This window comes from Sphingomonas montanisoli, assembly GCF_008274695.1.
Lineage (GTDB): Bacteria > Pseudomonadota > Alphaproteobacteria > Sphingomonadales > Sphingomonadaceae > Rhizorhabdus > Rhizorhabdus montanisoli.
Map to the genome: position 1 here is coordinate 468,768 of NZ_VTOU01000002.1, position 18,184 is coordinate 486,951.

Annotated in this window: 18 protein-coding genes; 7 read left to right on the top strand and 11 right to left on the bottom strand. The window is 66.0% G+C overall.

The window, feature by feature from the left end; genetic code table 11:
- The first annotated feature begins 84 nt into the window (after nucleotides 1-84).
- A complete protein-coding gene (locus tag FYJ91_RS07925; protein WP_149521725.1) occupies nucleotides 85-639 on the top strand; it encodes an opacity protein in 555 nt (184 codons plus the stop codon).
- Between the two features lie 53 nt (nucleotides 640-692).
- On the opposite strand, the gene FYJ91_RS07930 is transcribed toward FYJ91_RS07925, so the two are convergent.
- From FYJ91_RS07930 to FYJ91_RS07960, 7 genes are all read right to left on the bottom strand, one after another.
- Nucleotides 693-1,799, bottom strand: coding sequence for a sulfotransferase family protein (locus FYJ91_RS07930; protein ID WP_181008396.1), 1,107 nt, complete (start codon nucleotides 1,797-1,799; stop codon nucleotides 693-695).
- A 14-nt stretch (nucleotides 1,800-1,813) separates the two neighbouring features.
- On the bottom strand, nucleotides 1,814-3,103 hold the full coding sequence (locus FYJ91_RS07935; RefSeq protein ID WP_149521727.1) for a DUF1214 domain-containing protein: 1,290 nt from the start codon (nucleotides 3,101-3,103) through the stop codon (nucleotides 1,814-1,816).
- Nucleotides 3,100-3,963, bottom strand: coding sequence for an SMP-30/gluconolactonase/LRE family protein (locus FYJ91_RS07940; protein ID WP_181008397.1), 864 nt, complete (start codon nucleotides 3,961-3,963; stop codon nucleotides 3,100-3,102). The genes FYJ91_RS07935 and FYJ91_RS07940 overlap by 4 nt, the downstream gene beginning before the upstream one ends.
- Nucleotides 3,964-4,544: 581 nt before the next feature.
- The gene (locus FYJ91_RS07945) at nucleotides 4,545-5,324 is read right to left on the bottom strand and encodes an SDR family NAD(P)-dependent oxidoreductase (RefSeq protein ID WP_149521729.1); all 780 of its coding nucleotides are present in this window, start codon (nucleotides 5,322-5,324) and stop codon (nucleotides 4,545-4,547) included.
- Between the two features lies 1 nt (nucleotide 5,325).
- The gene (locus tag FYJ91_RS07950; RefSeq protein ID WP_149521730.1) at nucleotides 5,326-6,084 is read right to left on the bottom strand and encodes an SDR family NAD(P)-dependent oxidoreductase; all 759 of its coding nucleotides are present in this window, start codon (nucleotides 6,082-6,084) and stop codon (nucleotides 5,326-5,328) included.
- Between the two features lie 3 nt (nucleotides 6,085-6,087).
- Entirely contained in the window at nucleotides 6,088-6,870 is a 783-nt protein-coding gene (locus FYJ91_RS07955) for an SDR family NAD(P)-dependent oxidoreductase (RefSeq protein ID WP_149521731.1), read from the bottom strand.
- Between the two features lie 36 nt (nucleotides 6,871-6,906).
- Entirely contained in the window at nucleotides 6,907-7,806 is a 900-nt protein-coding gene (locus FYJ91_RS07960) for an NAD-dependent epimerase/dehydratase family protein (protein ID WP_149521732.1), read from the bottom strand.
- Between the two features lie 81 nt (nucleotides 7,807-7,887).
- Between FYJ91_RS07960 and FYJ91_RS07965 the strand changes: the two genes are divergently transcribed.
- A complete protein-coding gene (locus tag FYJ91_RS07965) occupies nucleotides 7,888-8,763 on the top strand; it encodes an IclR family transcriptional regulator (protein WP_149521733.1) in 876 nt (291 codons plus the stop codon).
- Nucleotides 8,764-8,786: 23 nt separating this feature from the next.
- On the top strand, nucleotides 8,787-9,569 hold the full coding sequence (locus FYJ91_RS07970) for an SDR family NAD(P)-dependent oxidoreductase (RefSeq protein WP_149521734.1): 783 nt from the start codon (nucleotides 8,787-8,789) through the stop codon (nucleotides 9,567-9,569).
- Nucleotides 9,570-9,694: 125 nt separating this feature from the next.
- Here FYJ91_RS07970 and FYJ91_RS07975 read toward each other — a convergent pair whose 3' ends face one another.
- The 3 genes from FYJ91_RS07975 to FYJ91_RS07985 all read right to left on the bottom strand — a co-directional run bounded on the left by FYJ91_RS07975 (nucleotide 9,695) and on the right by FYJ91_RS07985 (nucleotide 12,919).
- Nucleotides 9,695-10,504, bottom strand: coding sequence for an NTP transferase domain-containing protein (locus FYJ91_RS07975; protein ID WP_246152532.1), 810 nt, complete (start codon nucleotides 10,502-10,504; stop codon nucleotides 9,695-9,697).
- Nucleotides 10,494-11,519 carry a D-alanine--D-alanine ligase family protein gene (locus FYJ91_RS07980; RefSeq protein ID WP_149521735.1) on the bottom strand — a complete coding sequence of 342 codons (1,026 nt, stop codon included), beginning with the start codon at nucleotides 11,517-11,519 and terminating at the stop codon, nucleotides 10,494-10,496. The genes FYJ91_RS07975 and FYJ91_RS07980 overlap by 11 nt, the downstream gene beginning before the upstream one ends.
- Before the next feature lie 206 nt (nucleotides 11,520-11,725).
- Nucleotides 11,726-12,919, bottom strand: coding sequence for a sugar-transfer associated ATP-grasp domain-containing protein (locus FYJ91_RS07985; protein ID WP_149521736.1), 1,194 nt, complete (start codon nucleotides 12,917-12,919; stop codon nucleotides 11,726-11,728).
- 27 nt (nucleotides 12,920-12,946) lie between these two features.
- Between FYJ91_RS07985 and FYJ91_RS07990 the strand changes: the two genes are divergently transcribed.
- The 3 genes from FYJ91_RS07990 (at nucleotide 12,947) to FYJ91_RS08000 (ending at nucleotide 15,484) form a co-directional block, all read left to right on the top strand.
- Entirely contained in the window at nucleotides 12,947-14,089 is a 1,143-nt protein-coding gene (locus FYJ91_RS07990; protein WP_149521737.1) for a glycosyltransferase, read from the top strand.
- Nucleotides 14,090-14,198: 109 nt separating this feature from the next.
- A complete protein-coding gene (locus FYJ91_RS07995) occupies nucleotides 14,199-14,846 on the top strand; it encodes a class I SAM-dependent methyltransferase (RefSeq protein ID WP_149521738.1) in 648 nt (215 codons plus the stop codon).
- Nucleotides 14,846-15,484: a hypothetical protein gene (locus tag FYJ91_RS08000; protein ID WP_149521739.1), complete on the top strand. Its 639-nt coding sequence runs from the start codon at nucleotides 14,846-14,848 to the stop codon at nucleotides 15,482-15,484. Before FYJ91_RS07995 ends, FYJ91_RS08000 begins: the two co-directional genes overlap by 1 nt.
- 137 nt (nucleotides 15,485-15,621) lie before the next feature.
- On the opposite strand, the gene FYJ91_RS08005 is transcribed toward FYJ91_RS08000, so the two are convergent.
- Nucleotides 15,622-17,280, bottom strand: a complete 1,659-nt coding sequence (locus FYJ91_RS08005; RefSeq protein WP_149521740.1) for an aminotransferase class III-fold pyridoxal phosphate-dependent enzyme — start codon at nucleotides 17,278-17,280, stop codon at nucleotides 15,622-15,624.
- 32 nt (nucleotides 17,281-17,312) lie between these two features.
- Between FYJ91_RS08005 and asd the strand changes: the two genes are divergently transcribed.
- A complete protein-coding gene (gene asd, locus FYJ91_RS08010; protein WP_149521741.1) occupies nucleotides 17,313-18,179 on the top strand; it encodes an archaetidylserine decarboxylase in 867 nt (288 codons plus the stop codon).
- The last annotated feature ends 5 nt before the right edge of the window (nucleotides 18,180-18,184 follow it).

Consider the following 18,184-nt stretch of genomic DNA (forward strand, 5'->3'; position numbering starts at 1 on the left):
CAAAGTGCCTCAGCGCCGGTTCTGGATGCCCGTGCTCGCAACGCAGCAAGTGCGCATCTGAAGTACCGTAGTTGGAGATTACCCATGAAAATTGCTCTCATCGCAGCCGCGCTTGCGGCGTCGACCGCGTCTGCCGCTTATGCGCAGGATGTGTCGCCCGATGGCAGCGAGCCCGCCGTCAGCTTCGAACCCTATGTGGGTCTGCTCGGTGGCTACCATAATTTCGATCGTCGCAGCGAGTTCGGCACCGTCGGCCCGCGTGGCAAGATGGACGGCGCGCTGATCGAAGGCGTCGCTGGCATCAACATGCCGCTCGGCCCGGTCTTCGTCGGCGTCGAAGGCAATGTCGCCAAAGGCTTCAAGGACATCGACTGGGAATATGGCGTGAAGGGCCGTTTCGGCGCGCGCGCCGGCCAGAGCGGTCTGATCTACGTCTCGACCGGCTATCAGTGGGTCAACGGTCGCAAGGGTTTCCAGGACCATAGCGACATGAGCTACGGCGTCGGCGTCGAAGTCGGCCCGAAGGAAATCGGCCTTGGCGGCGTATTCGGAGAAGCCGGCCCGCGTCTCCGCCTCGAAGCCACGACCTACGATTTCGATTCGATCCGTCCGATGGCGGGTGTCGTCTTCGCGTTCTGATCACTCGATGGCGGAGGGGTGATCCTCTCCGCCATCTTCCCTGCTTTCCTCATTCAAGGCGTGCCGACGAAGCGCGCGCGATAATCGGCGAAGACGCTGGCCAGTTCGGGCTCGGATAGGCCGAATTGGTCCGCGGTGTAGCGATGCTCACCCCGCGCGCCCTTGCGGTTCGCGGCCGCCCAGTCCGCCAGTGCAGCCTCCGCCGTCGCATCCATCGACCGGCCGAGCCAGTCATAGACGCGGTTCACCTCACCCATCGGATCGGCATTGAAGCTTTCGTGCCGGACATCGAGGAAGCGATCCTCGCCGAAGCGGCGGCGAAAGTCGGTGACGCGCGACAAGCTGATCTGCAGATGCTCCATGATCTCGCGGCCGAGGGCTTCCCGGTCGATCGCCTCCTTCGGCATCACGGTCGCGTAGGAGGTTTCAAGCAGGCTCGCGACCGATGGGATCGTCTTCACCGGATCGCGATGCGTCATGATGAATCGCGCGTTCGGATAGGTCGCCACCAGCGCGTCGAGGTGGAAATTGTGCCACGGCGCCTTGATCAGCCAACGGTTCGGCGGGCGGCGATGCTGCAGCAATTTCAGCGTGCGGGCATGATAGGCATAGGTGCCGGCCATGTCGCAATCGCGCCACCAGCGCGTATAATCCCACACCGGCCAGCCCAGCTCCTGATTGCGGAAGCTCAGGCGCAGCAAAGCGGCGTCGTCGACCGGGCCGCCGGCCTGGTGGATATGCTGACCGCGAAAAGTGGTGTCGGCGGCGATGAAGGCGCGTTCGGCGGCGGCGCGTGGATCGGTCGCCTCGGTCGCGATGTCGGGCGGCGGCACCGGCTCGCCGGCTTCCCAGCTCCGCACGAAACGCCAGCTCGCGTCATTGGCGAGCAGGTTTAGCAAGGCGGTGGTTGCCGTGCGCGGCAGGCCGATGATCACGACGGGGCCGTCGATGTCGCCTTCGCCATAGGCCGGGTGGCGCGCGATCCAGTCCTCGATCCGCAGGCGCGCGGCGAGGGTGGCGATCAGTCGCGCTTCGACGCGGGCGATGCCTTCGGCGTGCAGCGGCTGCTTGTCGAGCGCTGCGATCAGGCGCTCGAGCCCCTCCTGCCAGCCATCGGCACCGAAGTCGCGGAGGCCGGTCTGCGCTTGCGCGCGATCCAAATAATCTTGTGCTCTCACAGGTCGTTCCACCGGCTCGTAAAGGGTGCAGCATAGCGACGCGCAAAGCCGCGCGCGCGGGCGGCGAGGGTAGCGGCGCGCTCGTCCGCCGTGACGCGCGGCGCATCGGACAGCAGGCGATCGAGGTCGGCAACCTTTACCACCGTCGCGGTCGCGGGCGGGCGGCTGTCGGTCTTGACGTAGCGGAAGGTCATGCAGCCGCGAGCATGGCCCGCCGTATCGAGCCAGTTGGCGAAGCCGGGGTCTTCGTGCGCGATCACGAAGCGATAGCGGCCATCGGGGTCGATCGCCGCCTGATGCCCGTTCAGGCTCGACTGGCGGTGCGACGGGTCGATCGACCGGAACCACATATCGCCCAGCGCCACCGACCAGAACAGGCCACCCGGCGGATCGAACTCGAGCAGCAACGCCTCGTCGGGAGGCAACGCGAACATACCCTTGGGCGCTGCGCGTACCGCGCTCTTGCCCGACACCGCGAGCGGCTGTTCGCCCGCGATCCGGTTGTCGCCGGCCTCGGCGAAACTGCGCGTGTAGTCGAGCCAGAACGCGACTTCGTTCACGAGCGTATCGGCCAGCGATTCCAGTTCCTCGCCCACCCATTCGGGCCTGGGCACGGCCAGGCATTCATAGGTGTCGCCATCGCCCAGATGCTCGATCTGCAGATCGGTCAGCGCCGTGTTCCAGTCATATTGGATCAGCCGCACGAACATGCCCTGCGTGTCGGGGTGGAGCTGCAGCCAGTTGCCGGGCGTGCTTTGCGTATCGAGGGTCAGTTCGAACCGCCCGTCCGCGCCGATCGTGAAATCGTGGAGATAGTGGTTGGCGAGCGTCCCCTTCGCCCCGAACTGGACGAACTCGACATAGCGTTCGCCGCCCGCGCGGCCGCTGATGCGGTAGCGGCGATGCCCGTCGATCCGCGCCGAGAAGCTGTTGATGCCGTCTGGATTGTCGAGCCCGATCTTGATGATGTCGTCCATTCCCCGCACGAAAGCGGGGCGGTCGGGACCGCAGGCGTAAAGCACCGCATCGATCCGCGCGGCGACCAGGCCCATCAGGTAGCGATGCCCCTCCGCCAGATCGCGGTCGTCCTTCGCAAAACCGGATTCCGCAATCATCGGGCCGAGTTTTGCGATCGCCTCCCCGAACAGCCGCCACGCGGTCCCGTCGCGCAGCTTGGCGGTATAGTCCGCCGCGTTTTGCTCTGCCCGCTCACGTCGTGCGGCGTCATAGCCGAGCGAGATGATCGTGCGGTCGTAGTCGCGCCAGCGGTCCATCGGGCTCGTCATGCGGGCACATCGACCCGTGCGGTGAACAGCTTCGCCTTGGGCGCCTTGACCCGCTCGTCATGATGATCGCGGTTGGCGGCGCAGATCAGCAGGGTTCGCCCATCCTCGCCGCCCAGTCCGCAGGCATAAGCGGTATAGTCCGGCGGCAACGCGACGCCATCGACGACCTCGCCGCCCGGCGCGATCCGCCATGCGCCCGCCGAGCAATCGGCGGCCCAGACATGCCCTGCCGAATCGATGTCGCAGCCGTCGAACAGATATTTCACCTTGTCCGTCCGCTTGGCCGACAGGTTCGCCCAGTCGCTGCGGGGGCCAAGGTCGCCCCCCGGCGCGATGTCATAGGCGTATAGGCAGGCGGCGGCGGTGTCGGCCAGGATCAGGCGCTGTCCGGAGAACATGATCGCGTTGGGGAATTGCAGATCCCGCGCCACTATCCGTGCGCTGCCATCGGGCTCGACGCAAAGCAGCCGCCCCTTGTCGCTGGGAAAACCGCACAACTTTATGTCGGGATCGAAGCCGATATAGGCGCGGCCTTCTCGATCGACGCGAATGTCGTTGATGAAGCCGGGCACATCGGCCGTGATCGGGTTGAGATCGGCATGCACATCCGGCGCGACGGCACCGGGCTGGAGCCGCAGCAGCAGGCGCTTCTCCATCGACACGACCAGCAGGGATCCATCGGGCATCCAGCCGAGACCCGACGGACGGTCCTCGATCCGCAGCTCGTCGCGGCCCTCGCCCTCGGGTGTCCAGCTGCGCACGACATTGCCGTGCATGTCCGAAGTCCACCAGCGCCCGTCGTGCCAGCGCGGCCCTTCGAAGAAATAGCCCGGTTCGCCAAACGGCTCCGCGTCGCGCATCCTCATCTCCTCTATTTGGAGCAGAGGATGCGCGACGCGCGGTCAAATCAAAAGGTTATTCAGGGCAGCAGCACGCACTGGAAAACCAGCAATATTGCCAGAAACGCCGCGAATGGTAGGGCGGCGGCCAACTCTGACCCTTCGTGACCTCCCCCTCCGTCAGCTTATGCTGACACCTCCCCCTGGCGGGACAGGATAGGGGGTTAGCGCGTCGCGTCGCGCAGTTGCAGCGTCCGGCATCGTCCGCAGCGGTGGATTTCGCTGTCCTGTCCGATACGCGACAGAATCATGCCCCACCGATGAAAACCAAAAACGCAAAGCAACTTCATTTCGGAATGAATCCTCAGGCGACCAGCGGCGCGAGGATCACGACCCACATCGCGGTCGAAAGCAGCGCGATCATGCCGCCGGCCTGCAGAGTCGAAGCTTTGTTGGTGTTGGTGAGCGTCATGATCGTAAATCCTTCCCCGTGCGGCGGATGAGCGCCGTCGTGAGGAAGGATTTACAGCGGACCGGTCGAAGCGCCGAGTAAACAGATGTAACATCGTGGTCATCAGACCGTCGCGTCTTAGACTTTCGGATTACGCCTTGGGCAGCGGCGCCATCCGCATCTCGTTGCCGCCGTCCACCGCGAAGCTCTGCCCGGTCAGCCACGCGGCTTCCGGCCCCGCGAGGAAGCGGACGGCTTCCGCGATATCGTTGGGGACGCCGGTGCGGCCGAGCGGGATCAATGGCAGGAAGCTGTCCGCATAACCCGGCCGCTGGAATGCCGCGTCCATGCCGTCGGTGTGGGTCAGGCCCGGGCGCACGCAGTTGAGGCGGATGCCCTGCGGCCCCAGTTCGTTCGCGGCCGTGCGCATGAAATGATCGAGCGCCGCCTTCGATGCGCAATAGCTCGTTAGGTTCACGAACGACATCGCCGCCGCGGTCGACGAGATGAAGACGAACGATGAACCCGGCTGCATCAGCGGCACCGCATGCTTCACCATCATGAAGGCACTGCCGACATTGACCATATAGTCGCCGACGAACGCCTCGACGCTCACCTTCGAAATCGGGCCATAGCCGGTGCCGCCGCCCACGGTTGGTACGACGATGTCGATCCCGCCGCCATGCTCGACCGCCTTGGCGATCGCCGCCTTGACGTCGTCCTCCCTGGTCGCGTCGCCCGCGATGATCGCGAGCTTGGCGTTGGGAACTTCGCTCAACAGCCAGTCGCGTGCCTTTTCCAGCGTCTCCTGCTTGCGGCCGGAGAGCGTGACCGCCGCGCCGTCGCGCGCCAGCAGCTTTGCGATCGCCTTGCCGAACCCGCCGCCACCGCCGGTGACGAGCGCCGATTTGCCTTCGAGTGTGCGCGCCATATCAGCTTACCGAAACGCCGCCGTCGACGCTAAGCGTCTGGCCGACGGTGAAGCCTGCATACGGCGAGCAGAGATAGACCGCCGCCGCACCGATCTCCTCGGGCCGGCCGATCCGGCGGGTCGGGTTGCGCCCCGCGATGAAGTCGACCGTCATGCCGCCCGGTTCCAGATTGGCAAGCGCCATCGGCGTTTCGATGAAGCCCGGCGCGATCGCATTGATGCGGATGCCGTTCTTCGCCTGCGCCAGCGCCGCCGATCGGGTGATGCCGACCACGCCATGCTTCGCCGCGCAGTAAAAGGGCTTGTTGGGCACGCCCACCACGCCCGCCATCGACGCGAGATTGACGATGCAGCCGCCACCCGCCGCCTGCATCGCCGCAATCTCGGCCTTCAGGCAGAGCGCGACGCCGCGCAGGTTGATGCTCAGGATGCGATCGAGGACATCGATGTCCCAATCGGATTCGGGCGTCACTTCGGGGTCGATCGCGGCATTGTTGACCGCATGGTCGATCCGGCCGAAGCGATCGACGACCGCCTTCACCATCGCCTCGACCGAGGCCTGATCGGAGACATCGGCCTTCTGGAACGCCGCGGTTCCGCCCGCCGCCTCGATCAGCTTCACCGTCTCCTCGCCGCCCTTGGCGTCGACGTCGGCGATCATCACGCGCGAACCCTCGGCCGCGAACGCCTGTGCGATCGCGCGGCCGATCCCGCTGCCGGCGCCGGTGACGAGCGTCGCCTTGCCTTCGAATATCGCCATCGATCAGAATCCTGCGGGGAGGGGGTTCATGCGGGTTTCCTGCCCGCCGTCGACCGCGAAGGTCTGCCCGGTCAGCCATGCCGCCTCTGGGCCGGCGAGGAAGCGGACCGCCTCGGCGATGTCATTGGGCACGCCGGTGCGGCCCAGCGGGACCAGCGGCATGAACGCATCGACATAGCCCGGCCGCTCGAACGCGGCTTCGAGGCCGTCGGTCTTGGTCAGGCCCGGACGCACGCTGTTCAAGCGGATGCCCTTCTTTCCATATTCGTTCGCGGCGGTGCGCATGAAATGGTCGAGGCCCGCCTTGGCGGCGCAATAGCTCGAAAGACCCACGAACGACATCATCGCCGCGGTGGACGAGATGAAGACGATCGACGATCCCTCTTTCATCAGCGGCACCGCATTTTGCGTGACCAGGAAGGCGCTGCCGACATTGGCCAGATAGTCGCCCATCAATTTGTCGAGCGACCATTCGTCGATCATCCCGCGCCCGCTGCCGCCGCCGACCACCGCGACGACGATGTCCAGCCCGCCGCCGTGCTCGACGGTCTTGGCGATCGCGGCCTTGACGTCGGCCTCCTTAGTGGCGTCGCCCGCGATGACTGCGATCTTCGCATCCGGGAACTCGCCCAGCAGCTTTTCACGCGCCTTTTCCAAGGTCGCGAGCGTGCGCCCGGTCAGCGTCACCGCCGCGCCGTCGCGCACCAGCAGCCGCGCAGATGCCTTGCCGAACCCGCCGCCGCCGCCGGTGACGAGCGCCGATTTGCCGTCCAAAATCTTGCCCATGATCCGCTCCTCTGACTTTGCTTATTTGCCGGCTGCTTATTTGTACGCTTCGACGATCTCTTTCTGCGCGCGATCGACGTCGTTGCGGCGATAGCCCAGCTCCGCCACCTCGGCCGGATCGGGATCGTAGAACAGGTCGTTGCCGCGGCCCCAGAAGATCGATGCGTCGCGCGCGAAGGGATGTTCCTCGTTGCGCACCTCCAGCGGGTTGGCGTCGCCCGCATGGCGGAAATAGCCGCCGAAATAGTCCTGGAAGCTGAGGTTCTCGTCTCCGATCAGATAGGCCTTGCCGTTCTGCCCGCCGTTCAATGCGCCGACGATCGCGTCGGTCAGCGTGGTCGCGGTGATCACGTTCACGCCGCCGGGGATCATGAAGCGCGGCACCGGCGACTTGCCCGTCGCCCAGTTGACGAAGGCGGTGAAGCCCGGCTGCACCAGCCCGTCGACATGGCCGATGATGTAAGGCGCGTTGAGCACGATCACCTTGAAGCTGTCGTCGGCCAGCGCGCGGGTGCCGCGATCGGCGGCATCGCGCGAATCGACATAGGGGATCTTGCCGAGCAGTTCGGGCGCCGCCTGCGGATAGAAGCTGCCGATCAGGATGAAGGTCTTCACCCCCGCATCCTTTGCGGCCTTGGCGAAGGCGGGCACCGCCTCGCTGTTGACGCGGTGCCAATGCTTGTCGGGATCGCCGTCGCGCGGGATGTGGCGGATGTCGTTGCCCGCCGCGAACACGATCGCGTCATAGCCGCCCAGCCACGCCGGATCGGGCGTGTCATTGACATAATCGAGCGTGTGGAACGGCATCTTCGCCATCGGCGTTGTCGCCTGCGGCGCGCTGCGCGACGCGATTTCGACGTCATGCCCAAGCGACTTGAGCCGGATCGCGGCATCGCCGCCCACCATGCCCCCGCCGCCCACAATCAAAATCCGCATCCTCAATCTCCGATAATTCTATTGCAATACCGATAGGTCCATCATAATGATTTAGCAGTCTTCAGCCGTCAAGGGATTCGCTTGGCCCGTCCTGCCCTGTCTGGTTCGCGTGCGTTGCAGGTCATCGATGCGATGGCCGGCGCGCCCGATCGCGCCTTCACCCTGTCCGATCTGGTGCGCGCGACCGATTCGAATTTCGCGTCGTGCCACGCGGTGATCGCGATCCTCGTCGCGCGCGGCTATCTGCTGCGCGACGATGCGACCAAGACCTACCGGCTCGGCCCGGCCCTGTTCGCGGCGGGGCAGGCGATGGCGAAGCACGACCCGTTGCTCGGCGCGCTGCGCAGTGCCTCCGACACGCTCACCGAACGCACCGGCCTCAGCATCAGCATCTCGGCGCGCACCGGCGACGAACTGGTCGGCGTCTCGCGCCACGGCCGCAATCGACAGCTCGCCCAGGGGATTCGCGTGGGGCAGCGCGTGTCGCTCAAGCCACCGATCGGCGCGACCGTGATGGCGTGGTCGTGCGACGAGGATATCGACAATTATATCGGGCGGGGCGGGATCGCGCTCGATGCGCCCGAAGCGGCGCAACTGCGTGACGAACTCGCCGCGATCCGGCGTCGCGGCTATCTCGCGACGCTCAACACCGACAGCTATGCCGCGATCAGCAAGGCGATGGCGCAGCGCTATAGCGACGAGGATCGCAATGCACGCGCGGGTCAGCTGATCTCCGGCCTCTATGGCGGCCTGTTCCAGCCCGAAAAGATCGAGGCGGATGGCAGCTATGATCTTGCCTTCATCGGCGCGCCTATTTTCGACCGGCGCGGCTATCCGCTCTACTCGATCGTGCTGTCGGGTTTTGATGGGCGGATCAGCGGCGCCGCGATCGAGGATTATGCCGCACAGCTCACCCGCATGTGCACCGATGTGATGCGCTCGGGCGCGGCCACCTGACACCAGCAACAACGGAGAGAGACATGCCGATCGGGATCGAGGGGAAGCGCATCATCGTGACGGGCGGCGCACGCGGCATCGCCGCCGGCGCGGTGCGCGTGTTCGCGCGTGAGGGCGCGCATGTCGTCTCGTTCGACCGTCTCGTCGACGAAGGCCGCCAGGTCGCAGCGACCGCGACGGCGGAAGGGCCGGGCAAGGTCGATTTCCGAGAGGTCGATCTGGGCAAGCGCGCCGATGTCGTCGCCGCTGTCGACGATGCGGTGAAGACGCTCGGCGGGATCGACGCGGTGTTCAACATCGCCGCGATCGAACGCACCGCCAAGGCACACGAAATCGGCGAGGCCGGCTGGAACGAGATGCTCTCGATCAACGTCGGCGGCGTCGTATCGATGTGCGAGGCGGTGTTCCCGCACATGAAGGCGGGCGGCGGCGGCGCGATCGTCAACTTCTCGTCCGATGCCGCGAACCAGCCTTATCTCAACGGTGCGCATTATTCGGCATCGAAGGCGGCGGTGATCTCCTACACCCGCACGCTCGCAGCCGAGTGGGGTCGGTTCAACATTCGCGCCAATTGCGTGATGCCGCTCGCCTGGACGCCGATGTTCGACGAGCGCCGCGCGCGCTTCAAGACGCCGGAGGAACTGGCGACCTACGATGCCCGTATCGCCTCACTGATCCCGCTCGGCCGGATGGGCGATCCCGAAAGCGATCTGGCACCGGCTCTTGTGTTCCTCGCGTCGGATGCGGCGCGCTACGTCTCGGCGCAGAATCTCGGCGTCAACGGCGGTTCGGCCTGGGGGCGGTGACGATTAATCCTCCCCCGCCAGGGGGAGGTGGCGCCGAAGGCGACGGAGGGGGAGGATACGGGCCGCTCGCCGTCCTCCCCCTCCGTCAGCTACGCTGACACCTCCCCCTGGCGGGGGAGGATTATCTAGGCCGCAGCTTTGATCTGCTGCCCCTGCCGCTTCTCCAGCAGCACCGCCGCGCAATTGTACGTCCGCTCATTATCGACATCGATCGCATGGCTGCCATCGGCCAGCACCACCGGCGCGATGCGCAGCTTGAAGCGCCTGCCGAGCCGCCCGAGCGCGCTCTTGAGCGACAACTGCTTCGTCAGCATCAGCACGACATTGATCACGCCGACCGCCGCCAGCAGCCGCATAGGCTTCTTCGCGAACTGCCCGCCCGATCGGAAGCTCTCCGCCGCCTTGATCGCGTGCGCTCCGCCGAAGCCGTAGAGGTTGCAGTTCGAATATTCGTCATCGGCGAAGCGATAGAAGCGGCGCTGCCCTTCGGGATGCGCGGTCAGCACCGCATATTTGGTCGCCATCGCCACGCCGACATCGGCGATCGTCGTGATCGTGCGCAGCATCGCGCTCACCGCGCCCGGCGTCAGCAGGACATTGTCGGCCGTGGTGACGATCAGCGGGCCGTCGACACCGTGCGTCGCCGCGAACACGCTGTCGGCCAGATTGTCGGCGGCTGGCACGAAATCGACCTTGCTTGTCGTCACCGGCAAGAGCGAGCGCAGCGGCGCATCCATCTCCGGCTCGACCACGATCCGCATCCGCGCGATCCCCGGCGTCGCCAGCAAAGCCTCGACCGCGTGGACGATCAGCGGCTTGCCCCCGATCGGCACCACGCATTTGTGGGAGACACCATGCGCCTCCGCCAGGGGATCGACCACGCCCGCCCGCTGCGCCGCCAGCACGATGGCGGTGAAGGTCGGATCAGGCAGCAAGCTCGTAGCTCCCCGCCAGCAGCCCGTGGCGGCGCAGGCTCTCGGTCAGGATCGTCTCGATCAGCTGATCGTGGTTCCAGCCGATCTGCGACGCCGCCATCGCGATCGTCTTTTTCGACCACAGATTGCAGTTGAGGTTGACCTCCATGAAGCGCAGCTCGCCCGTCGCCTCGTCCAGCCGATATTCGAAGCGGCCATAATCGAACGGCTGGAACTCGCGCATCATCTCGCGCGACATCCGCTCGGCGTCGGCGATCAGCCGCGCGTCGTGCAGCGGGCGGATCATATAGGCTTGCCCACCGACCAGATTGCGCTTCTCGGCATAGGTGCGCAGATAGCTGGGGTCGTCCTGCTCGACGATCTGGGTCGGCAGGATGAAGGGCTCGCCGTCGATCGTAACGACCGAGACTTCGATGTCGTGGCCGGGGATGAAGGGTTCGACGATCGCGTCATGACCCTGCGTGTGGAGCGCGATCACCTGCGCGCGGATCTCGTCGCGGTCGTGCGCCATGCCGATCCCCCAGCTGGCCGAAGAGGCGTTGGGCTTGACGACGTAGCGGCGCGCGCTGGGGCACAGTGACAGGTCTATCGGCGCACCCCGGCGGAACACCGCCCAGGGTGCGGTGGGCAGGCCGCGCTGGAGCGCGATGCGCTTGCACAGATGCTTGTCGTCCGAAAGACCGCGCAGGATCGGGCTGGCGCCCAGATAGGGGATGTTCATCCGCTCGCACAGCAACGGCAGCATCATCTCCGAATTCAGGAATCCGCCACGGTTGAGCAGCGGGAAGACGAAATCGGCGTCGGTGGGCGTGAACAACGCCTGGTAGCTGTCGGCAAGACGCAGGTTCACCCCGATCCGCTCGAGCGCCTGGCGCATCTCGCGATGATAGAGCGCGTGGCTGCCGTCGCTCGGATGGAGCCCGTCTTCCCAATGAACATGCTTGGCGATCAGCAGGACGCGCAGGGCGCGTTTCGCCGCCGCCGGAAGCGCGCGCGGCGCGACCGTCGTTTTCATCGTCAGCCTCCGTTTTCACGTCGGAGGGTCTCGACGACCCTTCCGTTCCGTCCCGATGACAATTTAGCGGTCGGTTGTGACGGCGAAGCTACGATTTGGTTTCGCTATTTCGTCGTGCGGCACCGGCCCGCTCCTCCACCCGCCCTCCCATAAGATACTGCCGCTGGGAGGTGGGGTGGGGGAGCGGGCCGCCGCCGCCTACCGGTTCAGCGTGCTGAACCGGTCGAAAGATGGTGCGCGATCAACGCGCCATAGCGCGTCTCGCCCAACCCACGGCGCGCGGCGCGCTGGGGCATGAGGACGCCGGGCTTGCCATTGCCTTCGATCAGGATCGGGCCGTCCGGCGTCAGCGCGACATCCCAGCCGATGATGATATAGTCGTCGAAGGCCAGTGCGTGCGCGCGGCTGACGAGTGCGGTCGCGGCCGTCCAGTCGGGCAGGGTGCGGCCCATGATCGCGGCCGCCGTCACTGGGTGAACGATATGGTCGCTGCCGCCATAGCCCTGGCAGGCGATGCCCAGCGTCCCCGTCGCCAGCTCGACCGGAACGATCAGCCCGCCCGCCTTCATATTGTCGACCCGTGCGCCGACCTTGCTGGCGCAGCGGAAGGTCGCGCTGACGACTTCGGGCACGCCCGCTTCGTCGAGGATCGTCACGACCCGCACGGTCGGCAGCGCATCAAGCGCGATCTGGGCGATGTCGGGATGGCAGGCGATCAGCGGCTGGACGACGGCGTTGCCCTGCGTCGGGCGCAATGCGGCCTCGGCCGAACCGGTGTCGGCGAACGGGCCGATCATCCGCACCCCGTCGCCACCCTCGCCGTCGCACGGCTTCACGACCAGCAGGCGATTCGTCACGTCGCCCGTGACGACGATCTTGCCGTCGTCGATCGTTGCGACCGTCTCGGCATGCGGCAGGCCGGCGGTGCGGCAACGCTCGGCAAAGCGTGCCTTGTCCGCGAGCGCGCAATCGGCGGACCAGCCGCGCGGATTGAGGCGCTTGTTGATCGCGGCGTCTTCGAAGCGGCGGATATAATGGCCGATCTCTTCCGCCTCACCTATGCGGAACAGGGCGATGTCGTTGGGGTCGGCGAAGCGCGCGTGCGCAATCGCGGTCGCGCGCCGGCGCCATTCCGCGTCGAGCCCGAACTTGCGCTGCACCTTGCGCGCGCGGATCGGCACCCAGGCGTGGAACAGCGCGCCGATCACGGCATCCACCGTCGCGCGCGCCGCCGTCCGCCCTGCGCGCCGGTCGGCGTAATGCGTGGCCAGGAAGGGGCCCGATATCGGCCGCACCACGCCCGGATAGAGCGCCCAGGCCTTCTTCAGAAAATAGAGGCGGTCATAGCCGGCCAATGTGCTCACCTCGATCGAAAGCCCGTCATATATCGCGGCTAGCATGACGCTTTCGGGTCGGAGCGCGTGCCGGTGACGGACATCATCATCTATGTTCATGATCTGCGATCGAGCGGAGTCGTGCGCGACGCGATCCGCCTCGCCGATCATTGCGCCGAGCGGCATCGCGTGACCCTGGTCGCGGGGCATGGCGACGGTTTCTTCCGCGATCTGGCGGGGCAGGGGCGGCACGACTTCGTCGCCTTATGCAAAGGTCGCCGATCGCCGGTCGCGATGAAATTGCACGCGGCGCTGGCCTTGCGCCGCTGGCTGGCGGGCCGGCCGGCGGCGTTGATCGTGTCGATGGGCAATATGGGGCATGCGACGCCCTTCCTCGCGACCCTGGGCGCGCGCCGTCACGCCTGTGTCTATCGGATCAGCAACGAGATCGCGCGCGGCGACGGATTGCGCGGGGCGCTCCGCACGATCTGGATGAAGGCGCTGATCGCCGATGCGGTATCGATCCCGCTGGTCGGTGCGGCGCTCGCGCGCAACCCGATCTTCGCGGATGCGCTGGCCGATGGTCGCGCGGTCGAGATGCGCAGCGGCGTCGATCTGGCCGAAGCGCGTGCAAAGGCTGCCGCGCCGTCGCCGCATGTCTGGCTCGACGAAGATGTGCCCGTCATCCTCGCGATCGGCCGGCTGCGTCCGCAGAAGAATCACGAATTGCTGATCGCGGCGATGGCGCGGCTCGATCGCCCCGCGCGCCTCGTCATCCTGGGCGGCGGCACCGATGAGGAGCGGGCGCGCTACACCCGGATCGCGACCGAGGCTGGGCTCAAGGCCGACGCCTTCCTCCTGGCCGGGGAGACCGACAATGTTTTTGCGTGGCTGTCGCGCGCGAAACTGTTTGCGCTGCCGTCGCGCTGGGAAGGGTCGTCGGTCGCGCTGATCGAGGCGATGGCGGTGGGAACCCCGATCGTCGCCTCCACGCTGGCCGGCGATGCGCGCGAAGTGCTCGACCACGGACGCTATGGCAGGCTGTTCGACGGCGACGATCCGGATGCGCTCGCCCGTGCGATCGAGGCGCAATTGTCGGACGGCGTCATCGGGCCGGGCGATCGTGCGCTGGCTTATGCGTCGCCCGACGACGACTATCGCGCGCTGTTCGAAACACGGATCCATCAACGTTTCGTCGAACGCAGGTCACGAAATCTGTGGATGAAAGCTCGATGACGCATGTCGTCGCAATAATGTCGCCGAACTGAAACCGATCCTTGCGACATGCGGACATATAGCGCGGCCCGTAAACCGCCTGAAACAGGAGCATGGCGTGGCGTTGGCAATGAGCACCGATGGCGTGAGCCAGGCCTATGGCCGATGGGCACCGGTCTATGACCTGGTCTTTGGTCCCGTTTTCAGGAAGGGCCGGTCCGAAGCGGTGATCGCGGCGGAAAGGATCGGCGGCCGCATCCTCGAGGTCGGCGTCGGTACCGGCATCTCGTTGCCCGAATATAGCCGGTCGAGCCGGCTGGTCGGGATCGATATCTCCGATCCGATGCTCGACAAGGCGCGCGAACGGGTCCGCAAGTTGAAGCTCAACAATGTCGAGGACATCCGCGTCGGCGATGCCGAGGCGCTCGAATATGAAGACGAGAGTTTCGACGTCGTCGTCGCCCAATATGTCATCACCTCGGTTCCGAACCCGGAAAAGGCGCTCGATGAGTTCGCCCGCGTCTGCCGCGTCGGCGGCGAGATCGTGATCACCACCCGCGTCGGCGCCGAGACGGGCGTGCGCGACAAGATCGAACGCGCGCTCATGCCGATCACGAGCCGGCTGGGCTTCCGCACCGAATTCGCCTTCTCGCGCTACACCGATTGGGCTGCGAGCCGGGATGACATCGAACTGGTCGAGCGGCGCGAGCTGCCGCCGCTGGGACATTTTTCGCTGGTTCGCTTCGCCAAGCGCGCCGCTGATGGGGGGAAGGCGTAATGGTTGCGCTTCGCAAATTGCAGTTTGAAGCCGATGACGGCACGGCGGGCTTCCGCGCGCAGCTGGCCGAGCAGCGCTGGGACGATCATCGTTTCTATCATCACAGCCTGATCAACCAGAGCCTGCACTTCATCAGCGCGTGCACCTTTCTGACCGCTTATGTGCTGCTGTTCACCGATCCGGCGCTGGCGAGCCTGCTCGCCTGGGGCGTCGCGATGACCAGCCGTCAGGCCGGCCACTTCTTCTTCGAGCCCAAGGGCTACGACGTCGAGAACCAGGCCACGCACGAATATAAGGAAGAGGTGAAGGTCGGTTACAACCTGTTCCGCAAATATGTGCTTATGAGCCTGTGGGTTTCGATCCCGGTGGTGCTGGCGATCTCGCCGAGCCTGCTCGGCACGATCCCCGCGCCCGACGGCTTCGTGGGCTATCTGCGCAATGTCGGCCACGCCTGGCTGTTCTTCGGTGCCGCCGCTTTGCTGTTCCGCGTGCTGCAACTCTGGGTGCAGCGCGATTTCGAAACCGGCATCGTGTGGGCGACCAAGATCATCACCGATCCGTTCAACGACTTCCGCCTCTACAAGAGCGCCCCGGCCAAGCTGATCAAGGGCCAGCGCTTCGATCAGCCGCGGCACTGAGCCGCAGCGACACCTCCGAAGACGTCACCCCGGCCTTGTGCCGGGGTCCACGTTGTCTCGCACGCAGCATCCGAATCTTGACCGCATCGCCCATCTCCCGGTGGACCCCGGCACAAGGCCGGGGTGACGATGCGGCTTCAGCCCTTCTTCCCGAACCGCGCCTTCAGCGTCTCGCGCAGCACGCCGCGGCGCAGCAGCTTGTTGGTGACGCCGTCGCCCTGCCACCACCAGCCGTCGTCGCGCATCGCCTTGGCGGCGGCCACGAAGCGGCGGACGATGTCGTCGAACAGATCCTCGCCGATATCGAGGCTGAGGATCAGCCGGCCGCTGCCGACCCAGCTCAGCGCCAGCCCTTCGGCGCGCAGATAATATTGCAGCATCCAGTTGTAGCGCGACGGCACGGTGTAGAGCACCGTCCAGATCGTCGAGAGAGTCTTCACCTCGACCGGCAGCCCTTCGGCCGCGAGCGCCGCATTGAGTTTGGCCGCACGCGCATCGAAACGCTCGTCGAGCCCGTCATAGACCGCCGTCACCTCGGGCGTGTCGAGCCGGCGCAGGAAGGCGTTCATCGCGCCCATCACATAGGGATGCGAATTGAAGGTGCCCCGTGCGAAGCAGATGTCGACGGGGCGATCGTCGCGCCAGCGCTTCATCAGGTCGGCGCGCCCGCACAGCACACCCACCGGCAGCCCGCCGCCCAGCGTCTTGCCATAGGTGATCATGTCGGGCTCGACGCCGAAATATTCGGCCGCCCCGCCGGGCGCCAGGCGGAAGCCGACGAACACCTCGTCGAAGATCAGCACGATGCCCGCCTTCTTGCAGGTCGCGGCGAGCCGACGCAGGAAATCGCCATAGGCCGCCTTGTCAAACCCCGCCTTGCGGCTGCTGTCGACCATCGAATTGTCCGACGGTGCGCCGCCATTGGGGTGAAGTGCCTGCAGCGGGTTCACCAGCACGCACGCAATGTCCTTGCGGGTGGCGAGCACCTTCAGCGTCTTGTCGGACATGTCGGCCAGGGTCAGCGTATTGTCGGCGGGGGTCGGGTTGCCGATCCCCGGCTGCACGTCGCCCCACCAGCCGTGATAGGCGCCGCAAAAGCGGACGAGCCGGCGGCGTTTCGTGTGATAGCGCGCCAGCCGAACCGCCTGCATGACGGCTTCGGTGCCCGACATGTGGAAGCTGATCTCATCGAGCTTCGAGATTTTCGCGAGCCGCTCGGCATTGTCGAGGACGACCGGATGGTAGGATCCCAGAACCGGCCCCAGCGCCTCGACCATCTCGGCGCCTTCGCGGATCGTCTCCTTGTAGAAGTCGTATCCGAACAGGTTGACGCCATAGCTGCCGGTCAGGTCGATCAGAGCATTGCCGTCGAGATCATGGACGATCGGCCCCTCGGACCGCTCCAGGAAGCTGCCGGTGCCCAGATGCGCGCGGACGTGCGCGGCGAACTGGAACGGAACGCGGTAGCTGCCGGTGAACTGCAGGTCGGACAGCCGCGTACGCGCCGCCTTCGTCATCGCCACGCTCTTGCCGAAACGCTCGGCATAGATCGCCGCAAGCCGGTCGAACCCCGCGCGCCGCTGCGCCGCCACCTCGGCGGGCGCACCGTCGGCCGCGAAGAAGCGATCCTCGCCATATTGGTAGAAGGGGATCTGCCCGGCGATCCGCTTCGCCATCCGCACATGCCCCATCAACGACGGGTGCTTGGCGCGCGAAAGCGTCAGCCGCTGGTAGCCCTTGGCCGCCGCAGCGACCCCGATCGCGCCACCCAGGGCGCCTGCGAGTATCGTGACCATATACCCCCTCAACGCAAAGCGATGACGCCGATATGACAATCCGCGACTCCCTGATGAAATTCCTGTTGCAGGAGGATGTGAACTTCCTGCTGACCAACCGCCTTCCGCGCCGCGCGCTGACCACCGCGATGGGGCGGCTGGCGAAGGTCGAGACGCCGATCGTGGCCCAGCCGATGATGCGCGCGTGGCGCTTCTTCTCGGGCGCCGACCTCTCCGAAGCGGCCGAGCCAAGCTACAAGAGCCTGCGCGACGCCTTCGTCCGCGCGCTCAAGCCTGGCGCGCGAACCTACGATCCCGATCCGAATGTCCTGGCCAGCCCGTGTGACGCCAATGTCGGCGCGGGCGGCACGATCGACGGCGATAAACTCTACCAGATCAAGGGCGCGCCCTATGCGCTCAGCGACCTTATTCCCGATCCGGCCGTGGCGGCGCGGGTGCGCGACGGGCGTTACATCACGCTGCGGCTGACAGCAGGCATGTACCACCGCTTCCACGCCCCCAGCGCCCTGCGCGTCCGGCGCGTCACCTATCTGTCGGGCGACTGCTGGAACGTGAACCCGATCGCGCTCAAGCGGGTCGAAAAATTGTTCTGCAAGAATGAGCGCGCGGTGATCGAGGCGGACCTGCCCGATGGCGTGCCGATCCTGCTGGTGCCCGTCGCCGCGATCCTCGTCGCCGGCATCCGCCTCAACTTCCTCGACACCGAAAAACTGCTGCGCGAGCAGGGGTCGACGCCCGTCGCGTGCGATGTCTCGGTCGCGCGCGGGGAGGAGATGGGCTGGTTCGAACATGGATCGACGATCATCGTCTTCACCCCGCCGGGGTTCGAACTGGCCGATGGCGTGGGGGAGGGGAGCGCGATTCGTGCAGGCCAGGCGCTGATGCGGCGTTCCGTTTAGATCCT

Excerpts from the sequence above, each read along its gene's own strand:
- FYJ91_RS07925 (WP_149521725.1), top strand. The coding sequence starts at position 85 with ATGAAAATTGCTCTCATCGCAGCCGCGCTTGCGGCGTCGACCGCGTCT.
- FYJ91_RS07935 (WP_149521727.1), bottom strand. The coding sequence starts at position 3,103 with ATGACGAGCCCGATGGACCGCTGGCGCGACTACGACCGCACGATCATC.
- FYJ91_RS07940 (WP_181008397.1), bottom strand. The coding sequence starts at position 3,963 with ATGCGCGACGCGGAGCCGTTTGGCGAACCGGGCTATTTCTTCGAAGGG.
- FYJ91_RS07945 (WP_149521729.1), bottom strand. The coding sequence starts at position 5,324 with ATGGCGCGCACACTCGAAGGCAAATCGGCGCTCGTCACCGGCGGTGGC.
- FYJ91_RS07950 (WP_149521730.1), bottom strand. The coding sequence starts at position 6,084 with ATGGCGATATTCGAAGGCAAGGCGACGCTCGTCACCGGCGCCGGCAGC.
- FYJ91_RS07955 (WP_149521731.1), bottom strand. The coding sequence starts at position 6,870 with ATGGGCAAGATTTTGGACGGCAAATCGGCGCTCGTCACCGGCGGCGGC.
- FYJ91_RS07960 (WP_149521732.1), bottom strand. The coding sequence starts at position 7,806 with ATGCGGATTTTGATTGTGGGCGGCGGGGGCATGGTGGGCGGCGATGCC.
- FYJ91_RS07970 (WP_149521734.1), top strand. The coding sequence starts at position 8,787 with ATGCCGATCGGGATCGAGGGGAAGCGCATCATCGTGACGGGCGGCGCA.
- FYJ91_RS07980 (WP_149521735.1), bottom strand. The coding sequence starts at position 11,519 with ATGAAAACGACGGTCGCGCCGCGCGCGCTTCCGGCGGCGGCGAAACGC.
- FYJ91_RS07985 (WP_149521736.1), bottom strand. The coding sequence starts at position 12,919 with ATGCTAGCCGCGATATATGACGGGCTTTCGATCGAGGTGAGCACATTG.
- FYJ91_RS07995 (WP_149521738.1), top strand. The coding sequence starts at position 14,199 with ATGAGCACCGATGGCGTGAGCCAGGCCTATGGCCGATGGGCACCGGTC.
- FYJ91_RS08000 (WP_149521739.1), top strand. The coding sequence starts at position 14,846 with ATGGTTGCGCTTCGCAAATTGCAGTTTGAAGCCGATGACGGCACGGCG.
- FYJ91_RS08005 (WP_149521740.1), bottom strand. The coding sequence starts at position 17,280 with ATGGTCACGATACTCGCAGGCGCCCTGGGTGGCGCGATCGGGGTCGCT.
- asd (WP_149521741.1), top strand. The coding sequence starts at position 17,313 with ATGACAATCCGCGACTCCCTGATGAAATTCCTGTTGCAGGAGGATGTG.